10 protein-coding genes, 1 pseudogene and 1 other annotated feature are annotated in these 14,890 nt (G+C 52.5%); of the genes and pseudogenes, 9 read left to right on the top strand and 2 right to left on the bottom strand.

All coding sequences use genetic code 11. The features are described 5' to 3' along the window. The first annotated feature begins 35 nt into the window (after positions 1-35). The 9 genes and pseudogenes from PAEVO_RS17455 to PAEVO_RS17415 all read left to right on the top strand — a co-directional run bounded on the left by PAEVO_RS17455 (position 36) and on the right by PAEVO_RS17415 (position 12,568). A pseudogene (locus PAEVO_RS17455) lies at positions 36-1,815 on the top strand (glycoside hydrolase family 2 protein). A gap of 12 nt (positions 1,816-1,827) precedes the next feature. Continuing rightward, on the top strand, positions 1,828-2,832 hold the full coding sequence (locus PAEVO_RS17450) for an aldose 1-epimerase (protein WP_100538684.1): 1,005 nt from the start codon (positions 1,828-1,830) through the stop codon (positions 2,830-2,832). A gap of 66 nt (positions 2,833-2,898) precedes the next feature. Beyond that, positions 2,899-4,641, top strand: coding sequence for a glycoside hydrolase family 2 protein (locus tag PAEVO_RS17445; protein ID WP_100538683.1), 1,743 nt, complete (start codon positions 2,899-2,901; stop codon positions 4,639-4,641). Positions 4,642-4,730: 89 nt separating this feature from the next. Beyond that, a complete protein-coding gene (locus PAEVO_RS17440; RefSeq protein ID WP_100538682.1) occupies positions 4,731-6,128 on the top strand; it encodes a family 43 glycosylhydrolase in 1,398 nt (465 codons plus the stop codon). A gap of 247 nt (positions 6,129-6,375) precedes the next feature. After that, the gene (locus PAEVO_RS17435) at positions 6,376-7,323 is read left to right on the top strand and encodes an ArsR/SmtB family transcription factor (RefSeq protein WP_100538681.1); all 948 of its coding nucleotides are present in this window, start codon (positions 6,376-6,378) and stop codon (positions 7,321-7,323) included. A gap of 307 nt (positions 7,324-7,630) precedes the next feature. Beyond that, positions 7,631-8,662, top strand: a complete 1,032-nt coding sequence (gene tetA(58), locus PAEVO_RS17430) for a tetracycline efflux ABC transporter Tet(58) subunit A (protein ID WP_100538680.1) — start codon at positions 7,631-7,633, stop codon at positions 8,660-8,662. After that, complete coding sequence (gene tetB(58), locus PAEVO_RS17425) at positions 8,659-9,474, top strand: tetracycline efflux ABC transporter Tet(58) subunit B (protein ID WP_100538679.1); 816 nt, start codon at positions 8,659-8,661, stop codon at positions 9,472-9,474. Before tetA(58) ends, tetB(58) begins: the two co-directional genes overlap by 4 nt. 118 nt (positions 9,475-9,592) lie before the next feature. Beyond that, positions 9,593-9,823: a binding site (T-box leader), on the top strand. Positions 9,824-9,913: 90 nt separating this feature from the next. Next, the gene (tyrS, locus tag PAEVO_RS17420) at positions 9,914-11,173 is read left to right on the top strand and encodes a tyrosine--tRNA ligase (protein ID WP_100538678.1); all 1,260 of its coding nucleotides are present in this window, start codon (positions 9,914-9,916) and stop codon (positions 11,171-11,173) included. A 306-nt stretch (positions 11,174-11,479) separates the two neighbouring features. Then, positions 11,480-12,568: an NAD(P)H-dependent flavin oxidoreductase gene (locus PAEVO_RS17415; RefSeq protein WP_100538677.1), complete on the top strand. Its 1,089-nt coding sequence runs from the start codon at positions 11,480-11,482 to the stop codon at positions 12,566-12,568. Positions 12,569-12,658: 90 nt separating this feature from the next. Here the strand turns inward: PAEVO_RS17415 and PAEVO_RS17410 are convergent, their stop codons facing one another. Both PAEVO_RS17410 and PAEVO_RS17405 read right to left on the bottom strand, forming a co-directional pair. Then, the gene (locus tag PAEVO_RS17410; RefSeq protein ID WP_243390809.1) at positions 12,659-13,729 is read right to left on the bottom strand and encodes a hypothetical protein; all 1,071 of its coding nucleotides are present in this window, start codon (positions 13,727-13,729) and stop codon (positions 12,659-12,661) included. Positions 13,730-13,886: 157 nt separating this feature from the next. Continuing rightward, complete coding sequence (locus PAEVO_RS17405; RefSeq protein WP_100538676.1) at positions 13,887-14,759, bottom strand: AraC family transcriptional regulator; 873 nt, start codon at positions 14,757-14,759, stop codon at positions 13,887-13,889. Positions 14,760-14,890: the final 131 nt, after the last annotated feature.

Below are 14,890 nucleotides of genomic sequence, written 5' to 3'. Positions count from 1 at the left end.
AGATAGAGATTGAATCATTAGGAGTGAGTTGCATCATGTTGACAGAAGTTAGCAAGGCACAAAAGGTTCGCCATGAATATCCGAGACCCCAGTTTCAGCGCAAAGAGTGGTTAACCCTCAATGGCGAATGGGATTTCCGTTTTGATGATGAAGCCATCGGCGAGGATGCAGGGTGGTATCAGGCGGAAGCGCAGGCTTCCTTTACGAGGAAGATCAACGTTCCCTTTACGTTCCAAAGCAAGCTGAGCGGCATCGAAGATCCTTCCTTTCATGATGTCGTGTGGTACCGCAGAACGTTCGAAATTCCGCAGGACTGGAACGGAAAACGGATCGTGCTTCATTTCGGTGCCGTGGATTATATGGCCAAAGTGTGGGTAAACGGGCACTTAGTAGCCATGCATGAAGGCGGGCATACACCATTCCAGGCGGACATTACGGCTTCGCTCGTGAAAGGAAGCAACACGCTCGTGCTGCGGGCGGAGGATTTCAGCCGCGACGTCACCCTGCCGCGGGGCAAGCAATACTGGCTTGAGCATTCGGCAAGCATCTTCTACACCCGTACGACCGGCATCTGGCAAAGCGTGTGGTTGGAGCCGGTGTCCCCGGTACATCTGAGCAAAACGATGATGACGCCCGACATCGACCGCAACGAAATTCGCATCCGGACCTTCCTTGAGGGCTATAAGGCGACGGAGGACCTCAAACTGCAGATCACCGTATCGTATAAAGGTGAATTGGTTGTCGAAGATCAATATGCAATCCGAAACCCGGAGCAGCTGCGGACTATCGGGCTGAGCGATTTTACGGACCATGGTCTGGGACGCCTGTGGAGCCCCGAGCATCCCAACCTGTACGATATCGAATTCCGCCTTGTTCAAGATGGGAACGTCGTCGATCAAGTATCCAGCTATTTCGGGATGCGGAAGGTATCGATCGAGAACGGCAAACTGTGCCTGAATAATCGCCCGTATTTCCAGCGGCTGGTGCTGGATCAAGGTTACTTCCCCGAGGGAATCCTGACGGCGCCGTCGGACGAGGCATTAAAGCGCGACGTGGAGCTGACGAAGGAGATGGGGTTCAACGGCGTAAGAAAGCACCAAAAGACGGAGGACCCCAGGTTCCTGTACTGGTGCGATAAGCTTGGCCTGCTGCTATGGAGCGAGGCGGCCAACGCGTACGAATATTCCGAGTCGTATGTTCGCCGCTTCACGGCGGAATGGCAGGAGATCATCGAGCGGGACTATAACCATCCCTGCATCATAACCTGGGTCCCGCTGAATGAAAGCTGGGGTGTTCCCAATGTCCAGATGGATAAGCGCCAGCAGCAGCATGGGCTCGCCATGTACCATCTAACCCAAGTCGTTGGACGATAGCAGACCGGTTGTATATAACGACGGATGGGAGCATATGACCACGGACCTGGTTACCATTCACGACTATGAGTGCCGCCAGGAAGTGTTGGAAGAACGGTATGCAACAGCCGCGTCCGCGGTGGAAGCGATGCCGGCGAACCGAAGAATATTCGTCGGCGGCGCTTCTTATGACGGCCAACCCATTCTCGTATCGGAGTTTGGCGGCATTGCCTTCAAGAAGAGCGAATGGGAGGGCTGGGGGTATTCCGGAGCCGAGAACGAGGAGGACTTCCTGATCCGGCTCAAAGCCGTGGTGGATCCGATGTTCTCATCCCCGGTGGTTCAGGGATACTGCTACACGCAGCTGACGGACGTCGAGCAGGAAATCAACGGCCTGCTTACGTATGACCGTAAGCCGAAGGCGCCGCTCGAAACCATTCGCAAAATCATGACGGGCCAATAGGAGGTGGAGAAAATGGACGCGACGCATGCCTATGAAGGCGTATACCATAACGAGAAAGCCGTATTCCTGCGGGCAGGAGCTTATGAAGCGGTCATGCTCCCGGATATCGGCGGGAATTTGATATCGTTCCGGGACCTCGATAAGGACTACCGGTTTCTCCATGAACCGACGCTGGAGGAAATGCCGGGCTTCAAAGCAAGACCGATGATTCATGGCATTCCGGTGTTGTTTCCCCCGAACCGGTATCAAGATGGCCGGTTCCGGTGGAACGGTAAAGTCCATCAGCTCCCGGTCAATGAAGAGGCAACCGGTCATCATCTGCATGGATTTCTGTACAACATTCCATGGGAGGTCGATGAATACGGGCATTCCGGGGAGGAGGCTTATGTGACGGTGTCTGTCCGCGTGGATGAACGGCATCCGGTATTCCGAAGCTTCCCGTTCCGCTTCCATATTCAGCTTCGGTACGGCTTAAGCCAGCAGGGGTTATCCCAGCGGGTAACGATCACCAATACAGGCCAAGAAGCGATGCCGTGTTTGCTGGCGTTTCATACGTCCGTTAACGCGCCATTTACCGGGCAAGGCCACGCCCGGGATTACCGCGTAAAGCTGACCGTCGGGAAGCGATGGGAGCTGGATGGGCGCATGCTGCCCACCAGCTCCCACCAGGAGCTGTCCGCGAATGAGCAGGCCATGCAAGGTTCCGGCGTCTATCCGTTCTTTGAAAGCATGGACAATCACTATACCGCCGCGCCTCAAAACGGAAGGAACCGGATGGAGCTTACCGATGGGACGGAGAAGGTAACGCTGGTTTATGACGTAGGGACCTCCTATAAACAATGGATGATCTGGAATAACAAAGCGACCGAGGGTTTCTTCTGCCCTGAGCCGCAGATCAATTTGGTCAATGCACCCAATATGGATATGGAAGCCGAAGAAATCGGGTGTTTCAGCCTGGAGCCGAATGAAATCTGGGAAGAGACCAGCAGGCTGTATGTCAAGGAAAGCCGAGGCTAAAGCCGCACGTGACAGCCAGCCAAGAGATAAATGCAAACAAATTCAACATAAAAGAAGGAGTTAAACATGTCTGAATTAACACTGCCGCGTCCGGAGTACCCCCGTCCACAATGGGTGAGACCCGACTGGATGAATCTGAACGGTTCTTGGCAATTCGAAATCGATCATGGCAGAAGCGGGAAGGAGCGCGGATTCCATGAGCCGGGACATGATCTGTTCGGAACGATCACCGTTCCTTTCTGTCCCGAAAGCAAGCTGGCCGGCGTTGAATATAAGGATTTCATGGCAGCCGTATGGTATAAACGGGATTTTACCGTGCCTGAAGAATGGAAAGGCAGCATCCTGCTTCACTTCGGGGCTGTGGATTACGAGACGGAAGTATGGGTAAACGGTGTATCCGTAGGATCGCATCGCGGGGGATATACGCCCTTTAGCTTTGATATCACTTCGCATGTGATACCGGGCAAGAACGTAATTACCGTCTGTGCGGAGGATGACGTCCGTTCCGGACGCCAGCCGCGCGGGAAACAGAGCGGACGCTTCCACTCACATGGCTGTGATTATACCCGTACGACGGGGATTTGGCAGACGGTATGGCTGGAGCAAGTGCCGGAGGCCTATTTGTCCGACATGAAGCTGGTGGGTGACCCGGATAATGGCTGTGCCCACCTCGAGCTTAGGATCAACGGGAACGCAGCTGGCCATAAACTGTCCGCATCCGCCCTGTACGAGGGGAGAGCCGTAGGGAATGCGAGCGCTGTTGTATCCGGGCATTCCGTCAAACTTACCCTTCCACTGTCGGAGGTTCACTTGTGGGAAGCGGGGCAGGGCAGGCTGTACGATCTGGAATTAACCTTGCAAGGACGAGATCAGGTGAGCGACACCGTCCAATCCTATTTCGGGCTCCGAACCGTTATGCTGGACGGAATGGCATTCCGCATCAACGGCAAATCCGTATTTCAGCGCCTTGTGCTGGATCAAGGCTTCTATCCGGATGGAGTCTATACGGCTCCGAGCGATGAGGATCTCCGCAAAGACATCGAAATTTCGATGGGACTGGGTTTTAACGGCGCAAGGCTTCACGAGAAGATGTTTGAACCGCGCTTTCTATACTGGGCAGACCGGTTAGGATATCTGGTGTGGGGAGAGCATGCGAATTGGGGGCTCGACATTACCACGGCGGAGGGATTGTCCCATTTCCTACCGGAATGGCTTGAAGGGATGGAGCGCGATTTCAATCATCCGGCCCTCATCGGCTGGTGTCCTTTCAACGAGACATGGGACCGTGACGGTGCCAAGCAAAATAACGACGTACTGCGCATTGTATACGAGGTCACGAAGAAAATGGACCCGACGCGTCCCGTGATTGATACGAGCGGCAACTTCCATGTCGTAACGGATATTTTCGATATCCATGATTACGACCAGAACCCGGAGACCTTTAAGAAGCGATATGAGCCGATGAAGAACGGTGGAGAGGTTTACAATAGCTTCCCGAATCGGCAGCAGTATGAAGGCCAGCCTTATTTCATCAGCGAATATGGCGGCATATGGTGGAATCCGGACCAAAAAGACGAGAAGTCCTGGGGTTACGGCGACAGGCCGACATCCGAAGAAGCGTTTCTAACGCGTTATGCGGGCTTAACGAATGTTCTGCTGGATCATCCGATGATGTTCGGTTTTTGTTATACCCAGCTGTACGACGTGGAGCAGGAAGTGAACGGATTGTATACCTATGACAGACGTCCAAAATTCGATCCCGACGTGATTCGCCGCATCAATTCCCGTAAGGCCGCGATTGAAGATTGAGCTGTTGTCATGACCGTTATCGAAGTAGGCGGTGTTACATTTCTGTGTGGTGTATGATTGCATATTATCCGAAAGGAACGTGACGAAGGATGAAGGTGAATTACCGGAATAAATTATGGCTCACGATATGCGCATTCCTTATTCTTCCTATGGGTCAGGCGACACATGCGGCTACGCTTCAAAATAACTTCTACAACGTGGTCATGCAGGAGGGAGCAGATCCATGGGTATATAAACACACCGACGGGTTTTACTACTTCACAAAAACGACCGGCGGAAATGTGACCATATGGAAGTCCGCACAGCTTACCACTATGGATGCAGCTCCGACGAGGGTCGTGGAAACGGGCTGCTGCAGCATCTGGGCTCCCGAATTGCACTACATCAATGGCGCCTGGTATATCTACTATGCCAAGGATGACGGGGATAACGTCAACCACCGCATGTATGTCATGGAGAACACGTCGGCGGACCCGACGCAGGGAACCTGGCAGTACAAAGGCCAGATTACGGACCCGACGAACAAATGGGCGATCGACGGCACGGTGCTGCAAACAGGCGGTCAGCTGTATTTTATCTGGTCCGGCTGGGAAGGGGACATTAATGTGCGGCAGAATCTGTACATCGCCCGCATGAGCAATCCTTGGACGATTGATTCGAACCGCGTTGAAATCGCAAGGCCTACGCACAGCTGGGAAACGAATCATTCCCCACATGTAAACGAAGGGCCTCAGGTGGTTGTGCGTAACGGTCTCATCAACCTGGTATACTCGGCAAGCGGAAGCTGGACCAACGACTATTGCCTGGGTCTCATAACGGCCAGCACAACCAGCGATCTGCTGAATCCGGCATCATGGAGCAAACGCAGCCAGCCTATATTCAAGTCCGGTAACGGTCTGTTCGGACCGGGTCATCATTCGTTTACCAAGTCGCCCGACGGTACGGAGGACTGGATACTCTATCATGTCGCCAAATACAATAATGCCGGGTGGAATCGCGAGGTTCGAACGCAGAAATTCACGTGGCATGCCGACCATACGCCAAACCTCGGCGTTCCTGCGAATCCGAATGCTCCGATAACCCTGCCTTCCGGCGAAGCAACACATACCCGCTACGAGGGTGAGGAGGGAACATTCGGCGGTGTCGCCTATGCATCCCAAAGTCCTAACGGCTCGGGAGGGATGAAGGCCGGTCATATCGATACGCCGGAGAGCTATGTGGAATTCTCGGTGCATGCCCCATCCGCAGGCGAATACGTTCTGCTGGCCCGCACGGCGAACGGAACGGCCGGTGGGAATTGGTCCCATCTTATGCTCAGCGTGAATGCCGGAACGCCAAGCAAGTTCCATATCACGAATAAAGGCTGGGAGAATTGGGGCCTGTCCACGGCAAGGGTTCAGTTAAAGGCCGGCGTGAACAAGATACGTTTCTCAAAAGGCGAAGGATACGGAGAAATCGACTTTTTCGACATCAAGCCGGCGAATTAGGACACAGCGGATGGCTTAGTGGACCGAAAAAATAAAGCGTAACAAGCTTGATCATGGATGGCTTCCGGTTCTCCCGGAGGCCATTTCTGGCTAAGAAAGGAATGATTTTCTTCGACCAGTCTAGACTTATGTCCTATGGCAAAAGGCAGGGGAATGGTGGATGCAAGCCTTTGCAAGCATGATTGTTTTTCATTTCACTAAGAGATAAGATGAATGGTAATGAATATGTTTAAAGGAGAGCGGATTTGTGCTGGAACTTGGTTTTAACGACCCGGAAAGACTGGTCACGGTAGCTCATGCCTTGTCAACGCGTTCTCGGGTTGATATTCTAAGGCTTTTGAATTCCAAGAATTTGAATATCATCGAAATCGCCGAGAAACTCAAACTTCCCGTTTCGACGGTGGCGAGCAACATCAAAGTGCTGGAAGCGGCCGAATTAATCAATACGGAATTGCTTCCGGCTTCGCGCGGGGCAATGAAAGTGTGCAGCCGGAATTATGATGATATCCATATTGCGTTGAATTTGAAGAATTCGGTCCCTAAGGGAGTCACGCATGTCTATGAGGTCGATATGCCGATCGGCCATTACAGCGATTGCGAAGTATCGCCTACATGCGGAATGGCGAATGCCGACGGGTATATCATAAAGGAAGACGAGCCGGCGAGCTTTTACCATCCCAAGCATGTCAATGCCCAGATCATCTGGCTTCGCAAGGGATACCTGGAATATTTGATGCCGATGGATATTCCGGCCGGAGCCCGCATCGAGTCGCTTGAACTGTCCATGGAGATGTGCTCCGAGGCCCCTAATTATGATCATAACTGGCCTTCGAATATTTCGGTGTGGGTCAATGGCGTGGAGATCGGCATGTGGACAAGCCCCGGCGATTTCGGGGATCGGCGCGGCAAGCTGAACCCGAATTGGTGGTACGATTGGGCAACGCAGTACGGGTTTCTCAAAACATGGCGCGTCGATGATGAGAAGACGACGCTGGACATGGAGAAGGTATCAAGCGTTACATTGGATCAGCTGAATATTGCCGCGAGCCCCAAATTGCGGCTGCGCATCGGCATCAAGCCCGATGCCGTGAATCAAGGAGGGCTGAATCTGTTCGGCCGCCAGTTTGGAGATCACGAACAGAATATCATCATGCAGGTAAAATATACGATGGATCAGGATGGGGAAGACCTTTAACCATGCTTTTTGGAAATGGCCGAAGGCTTAGTGTAGAGGTAGAGGCAGAAGAGGCAAGCTTTAGGGCGGTAGCCTTTTTGACGGAGAGGTTTCCCGTTTTTATAAAGGAAAAAGTGGCAGTGCAGAAGGTATTTCTGTGCTGTCGCTTTTTTTGTTTACCGTCAGTAATAGTCGGAGTACACCATGGATCCTTATCGATTGAGGATCATTTCATAAGAAGAGCCCATTCATCTCCCGGTTTACATTCCGTTTAAATAGGGGTGCTACGATTCAAACATCATCCATTAACAAAGAGGAGGAAATCATAATGGAGCATGGATACAGAAAGAAAATAGAGCCTACACCTGGCGACTTGGCCGTTGAGGCTTACGGGCTGGTCAAAACATTCGGCGATAACCGTGCCGTGGATGGCGTGGATCTGAACGTGCGTACCGGAACGATCTACGGAGTGCTTGGTCCGAATGGGGCAGGCAAGACGACCACCATCCGGATGCTGGCGACCTTGCTAAGACCGGATGCGGGTTCGGCCCGAATCTTCGGACATGACGTGCAGGCGGAATCGCAGGTCGTTCGTCAGTTGATCGGGGTAACCGGCCAATACGCGTCGGTGGACGAATCGCTCAGCGCCACGGAGAATCTAATTATCTTCTCCCGTTTGCTTGGTTTGGGGCGTACGGAGGCACGGCGCAAGGCCGATGAGCTGCTAGAGGAATTCGGTTTGTCGGAAGCCGCGAAACGGCCGCTGAAAAATTTCTCCGGCGGCATGCGGAGAAGACTGGATCTGGCCGCAAGCCTGATTGCCCAGCCGCCGCTCATCTTCCTGGATGAACCAACGACGGGGCTGGATCCCAGGACGCGTTCCCAGATGTGGGATACGATCCGCCGATTGGTGAATACCGGTTCAACGGTATTGCTGACCACGCAGTATCTGGAAGAAGCGGATCAACTGGCAGACCGCATCGCCGTTATCGATTACGGCCGGGTCGTGGCCGAGGGGACGGCGGATGAACTGAAGATGTCGGTAGGCACTTCCTCGCTGCATTTGACCGTCCAGCATTCACAGGACATGGATCGCGCCCGCCATACCGTGGAACAAATGCTGGGCGTCCATGCCAATGTATCGCCGGAAGCCGGAAAGATTACGGCTCCGATGGCTAATGCGGGTCTTGTTACAGATCTGCTGATCGAGCTGCGCGCGGCAGGAATCGGCTTGTCCGAGATGAGTGTGCAGAAGCCGACCCTGGATGAGGTGTTCCTGACGATCACAGGCCACGGCGTGAAGGAAGACGCTGCCCAAGGGTCTTATGAAACCAATGATAGAGAGGTGGCACGGGTATGAGCAGCACCATGATTCAGCCTGGGACGGAACGTCAGCTTAAGAACCGCACGAGTTTGGGGCAGACGATCCGAAATTCGTTGACGATGGCCTACCGCGGGCTGCTGAAGCTCCGGCGCACGCCCGAGCAGTTGTTTGACGTCACGTTTCAGCCCATTCTTTTTACGCTGATGTTCACTTATATTTTTGGAGGCGCCATCTCCGGTGACGTGGCGAGTTATTTGCCCGTCATCATTCCCGGCATCCTCGTCCAGACCGTGATTACGACTTCCGTCGTCACAGGCGTTCAGCTGCGCGAGGATATGGATAAAGGCGTATTCGACCGATTCAAATCGCTGCCGATTGCGCGCATCGCACCGTTGGCTGGTGCCCTGCTGGCAGACACGATTCGGTATACCATTGCAACGGTGCTTACCTTTACGATGGGATATATTATGGGATATCGGCCCGAGGGCGGCTTGGGATATGTTGCTCTTGCGGGGGTGGTCGTCATTTTGTGCTCATGGGCCATTAGCTGGATCTTTGCTTTCTGCGGCGTGATTGCAAGATCCGCCTCCGGCGTGCAGGGGATATCGATGATCGTGCTGTTTCCGCTCACGTTTCTCTCCAACGCGTTCGTGCCGGTGGATACGATGCCGGGCTGGCTGCAGTGGTTCGTCAATATGAATCCGATCTCGCATCTTGTGACAGCCGTTCGGGATCTCACCAACGCCGGCACTGTGGGCTGGGATCTCACGATATCCTTGGTTGGCGCCGCGGTCATCGTGGCCATATTTGCTCCCATTACGGTTCGTGCGTACATGCGCCGCACTTGATACCAAGAGGGCAAAACTACCGGTGTTTACCCATGCTGCCGGGGAAAGCAGGACATCTGTCCGAAACGCAGGTTGACATCGAATTATGAATTCACTATACTGTCTGTAATCTTATAAGCGACATACGTTGAAAGAGCCCAGTAGCAGCTTGGTCCCTGTTCTAGAAAGCCGGGGGGTGATGGAACCCGGTACACACCAAGGCGGCGAATTACACTCTGGAGTATCTCGGGTAATGCCGAGCGGAAACGACGAACGATATCTCGTCTAATGAGCGGCATGAATGACGCGCGGCAGCGTGCAGATCATTCGTGCAATCTGGGTGGTAACACGGTTAATAATCGTCCCTATGTCTATAACAGACAAGGGGCGATTTTTTGTTTTTCAACGAGTTGGGCGTTTCGTTATAAGGAAATTACTGAATTGAAGGAGTGTAAACACTGTGAATATTATCGACGAACTGGAATGGCGCGATGCGATCAACCAACAGACGGATGCCGAAGGCCTCCGGGAGCTTACGAATGAAAAATCAATCTCGCTGTACTGCGGCGTAGATCCAACGGGCGACAGCATGCATATCGGTCACCTGATTCCCTTCATCATGCTCAAACGCTTCCAGCTTGCCGGCCATCGTCCGGTCATTCTGATCGGGGGAGCGACCGGCACCATCGGCGATCCAAGCGGACGTCAAACCGAGCGCTCGCTGCAGACACTGGAGCAGGTTCAGGCTAACGTCGACGCGTTGACCGGACAAATGAAAAAGCTCTTCGTAACCGAGGGCGACAATCAAATCCGCATGGTCAACAACTACGACTGGACGCATAAAATCAACATTATCGAATTCTTGCGCGATTACGGGAAAAACTTCAGCATTAACTCGATGCTGGCGAAGGACGTGGTTGCGAGCCGGCTTGACAGCGGCATTTCATTCACGGAATTCTCTTACCAAATCCTGCAGTCGGTTGACTACTTGCATCTGTACCAGCATGAAGACGTACAGCTGCAAATCGGGGGATCGGACCAATGGGGCAACATTACAAGCGGCCTGGACCTGATCCGGAAGAAGGAAGGACCTGAGGCAAAAGCATTCGGCCTGACCATTCCGCTCATGCTGAAGGCCGACGGCACAAAATTCGGCAAAACGGCCGGCGGCGCGATCTGGCTCGACCCGAACAAAACAACGCCATTCGAGTTCTACCAGTTCTGGGCGAACACCGACGATCGCGACGTTGTGAAATACCTGAAGTACTTCACGTTCTTGACCAAAGAGCAAATTGATGAGCTGGCCGAAAAGGTGCAGAGCGAGCCGCATAAACGCGAAGCGCAAAAAATGCTGGCTGAGGAAATGACGAGATTCGTGCACGGCGAGGAGATGCTGGAGCAAGCCAAGCGCATTACGGCGGCCTTGTTCAGCGGCGATATTAAATCCCTTACGGCCGATGAGATTGAGCAGGGCTTCAAGGAGATGCCGACATTCGAAGCCACGCCGGAAACGAAGAATATCGTGGACTGGCTTGTGGATCTGGGCATCGAGCCTTCCAAGCGGCAAGCTCGCGAGGATATCACCAAAGGCGCCATCTCGATGAACGGCGAGCGTATCAGCGACGTCGGTCACGAGGTGACAGCCGACCAAGCGATTGGCGGCCGGTTCATCATCATTCGCAAAGGCAAGAAAAACTACAGCTTGGTGAAAATGTCCTAGAAGACGGTATAACCATCGGGGAGAACGGTGTCCCTGGACGAAAACACCCGTAAAAAGCCGCTAAACACGTTTCAAGGTGCTTAGCGGCTTTTACATTAACAGGTTAGCCAGAATCTTCTGGTTGGCCTTTTTACTAGAGATGGGAAAGAATAACTTCGGAGGCTTACCCTCCTGATCTCGCCAGTAAACATTTGCTATATGAGGTCTGTCTTGAGAGGGTTCGTCGATTGGCGTTATTCTTTTATTTGAAAGTTTCTCTCTTTTAATAGGATAATATCTGTAGTGTTAAAGGAGGTAGATGATATCATGAACATTCAACTGCAGACCGAGCTGTGTGAGCTGTTCCAAATCCGTTATCCGCTCTTTCAGGCAGGAATGGCCGGGGGACCGACGACAGTTGAGCTGGTCGCCGCCGTATCCAACGCAGGCGGACTCGGGACGCTGGGTGCGGCTTATATGGAGCCGGCTGCCATTCGCCAGAGCATTCAGGAGATTCGCAAGCGGACGGATCAGCCTTTTGCCGTCAATCTTTTTGCGCCCAGTGCCCCGGATGGCCAAGAGCGAATCGGAGAAGTTCAACAGGAGCTAAACCGGATGCGGGATGACCTTGGCATTCCCCATGCAGGCAAGGATCTCGTAACTACCCCGGATTGGTTCGAGGAGCAATTCGCGGTTCTGATCGAAGAGAAGGTGCCCGTCATTAGTACGGCATTCGGGATTCTGGATGAGCCTCATATGCAGCAAGCGAAAGCAGCCGAGCTTCGGGTTGTTGCGATGGCAACCACGGTCCGTGAAGCCATATTGGCTGAGCAGGCAGGGTGTGATGCCGTCGTTGCCCAAGGCAGCGAAGCGGGCGGACACCGTGGAACGTTTGACATTTCGGAGCACACGATGGGTGCCCAAATCGGAACGTTTGCCTTGGTACCGCAAATCGTGGATCGCGTCAAGATTCCCGTGATTGCCGCCGGAGGCGTGATGGATGGACGCGGACTCGCGGCATCGCTTGTTCTTGGAGCCCAAGGCGTTCAGATGGGGACGCGATTCCTGACCGCGGTTGAATCGGGTGCGCATGAGGTTTACAAACAAGCGCTGCTTCGGAGTACGGAAGAGAGCACGGTGATCACCAAAGCGTTCTCGGGCCGGCCTGCAAGGGGCATCCGCAATGCATTCATCAGGCAATGGGACGAGAGCGGCATGGAGCCGCTGCCCTTTCCTACGCAGAATACGGTGACCCGTGACATTCGAAACGCAGCTAATCGCCAAGATAATCCGGAGTATATGTCATTGTGGGCGGGGCAAGGCACAAGAGGGCTGACTTCGGGACAAACGGCAGCGGATATTGTGGCCGAGACGATCCGGGAAGCACTGTTGTTCTGCGTGAATCCGATCATTTAAAATGAGAGCGGATTATGCTATACGCTTAGGAAAACATGAAGCAGCAGGCCACCTAAGGAAAAACCTTGAGGCGGCCTGTAAAGCTTTTTGCTAGAAACCGCCGTAAGTATCTCCGCCTTCGCCGCTCCACGTCATCTCCACGAAGGAGGATGGATTGGAAGACGTCGCTGTTTTGGAACCGGAAGCGTAGAGCCCCCCGGCAACCCCGGTCATTGTATAGTCGGTATATAATTTGTTCGAAGTATAGTTCGTGTAAATCATCGCTCCCGACATATTGGATGCGGTTACGTTCTTAAGCTCCAAATTGCTTCCGTAGGACACTCCGTCCGAGGCCGTGGTTTTGCTTGTTCTGAACGCCTGGCCCGTGGCTGCATTGTTTTTGACCGTGGTGTTGATAATCTGTACATCATTGGCCCGCATGAATATTCCGTTGTTGCCCACGGTTGATTCCGGTACCGTATTCTGAAAGTCAACCGTGCTGCCGATCACTTTGATATGATGCGTGCCCTCTTTGAAATCAAAGCCGTCGTTTTTGGTCTGTATGGCGCTGCAATTCAGGAACGTAATATAACCGCTTCGATCCGGATTCGGCAGTGTGGTCCAGTTCTGATCGGCATCCCCCACATAGAAGCCCTCGCCGAATTTTCCGCCTTGCCCCGCACTTTGTGCGGTACTGTTCGAGACAAGCCAGTATTGGCTGTTTTTCCGAATCTTGAACGCTTCTGCCGTCGTATTTTTGACCGTTACGTTGGTTACGTAACCATGTGAGGCTTCGATTAGAAGCCCTTTGTTCGATTTGGCATTGGAGTTAATCGTCACATTCTCCAGCTTGTAATAGCTGTTTTTGATATGGAATGCGGCATTTCCCGCCGATGCCGTGAAATGAAAGGTAGCCCCGCCGCCCGTGCCGCGAATCGTGATGTAATTGCCTGACGATCCGCTCCTGGAGGTTGCAATGGTTCCATCCGACACCGAGTAGCTCCCGGACACTTCGATAATGTCGCCGGGATTCGCACTGGCTAAGTAGCTCCGCAGCGTCGCAACGTCACCGGCCGGGACCGTTTTGGTTGCCGCCTTTACAATGTGACCAGGGTAGAATGCGAATACAAGCATGAAGCAAAATAAAGATACCATGCCAAACTTGAATGATGGCTTGATCATCATGAAACCTCCCCGCTATTTTGGACACTATTCATCGTACCGTCGCATTTTTGCCTTGCGTTTTTTCTGTGCGAAACACATCACCTCACAATCAGAACTATTGTTTAAGCGCTCTAATTATAATCCAATCCCAATATCACATTGCTGTTCGAAAATATCATAATTTCGTCTGCATTCGATACTGAAGGGGCGTCATGCCGTACTTTTTTTTGAACATCGCGATAAAATACGAGGGGTAGTTAAATCCGGTCTGTTTACTGATGTCTTCGATTGTCAGAGACGGCAAGCCAAGAAGCGTTCTGGCTTCATCCAAACGCTTGTTGTTTGTATATTCAATGATGGTCATGCCCATCTGCTCTTTGAACAGCTTGGACAAATAACTGGGGGAGAAATGAAGCTCTGCAGCCATTTCGTTAATCGTAAAGGATAGATGATAGTGCTTGTCAATCCACCTTACCATGGCGCCGACAGGCTCGATCGAACCAGCGGCTGTATGATACTTGAAGCCCCCGCTGCGATCCGGCGAGTAAATATGGCTATTGAAGTAGGTGAAGAAATGAAATAAAAACAAGGCGACAACTTCCTTCTGAACCTTGGTCGGAACGCTGGCCAGCATCTCATGCAGCTGCAAAAACTGATTTTCCAAATATAAGGCATCCTTGGACGACAGATGAAACACCTGATTGGACCACGGATGCTCCAGCAATTGTGAAACAGCGGTTGTCAGCTGTGGGAGTGCGGTGAGGAAACGCTCGATGACGGACGCTTTGATTTTCAGCAGGCTGCGAATGTAATTCGGCGGTACGATGACTTTAATATGGTGAATTTGAAAAGGTTTAATCAACACCAGGGTGCCAGGCTTCAGCGAGTACGTTTGATTATTGACGATATATTTTCCGGCGCCCTCGTGAATGTACAGGATCTCCAATCCTTCATGATAATGAAAATATTCCACCGGCTCTGTATGGACGCTTCGATAGTTGAACAGATACAAATTGTCACGCCAGGGAATCGAATGGTGAATTTTCATCTGAAACCTCCTTTTGCATGAATGATAGGGATGATAGGATCAATTACAGGGCCTCAAGCATTTCGGATACATCGTATGCCTAACCCTGCAAATCATGCTTCTGATACTCAAACCCTAAGCGAATGGATTTA

The organism is Paenibacillus sp. GM2FR, assembly GCF_002803325.1.
Taxonomy (GTDB): Bacteria; Bacillota; Bacilli; order Paenibacillales; family Paenibacillaceae; genus Paenibacillus_AQ; species Paenibacillus_AQ lautus.
Note: the sequence above shows the minus strand (reverse complement) of the source record. Positions and strands in the feature narration are given on the sequence as shown.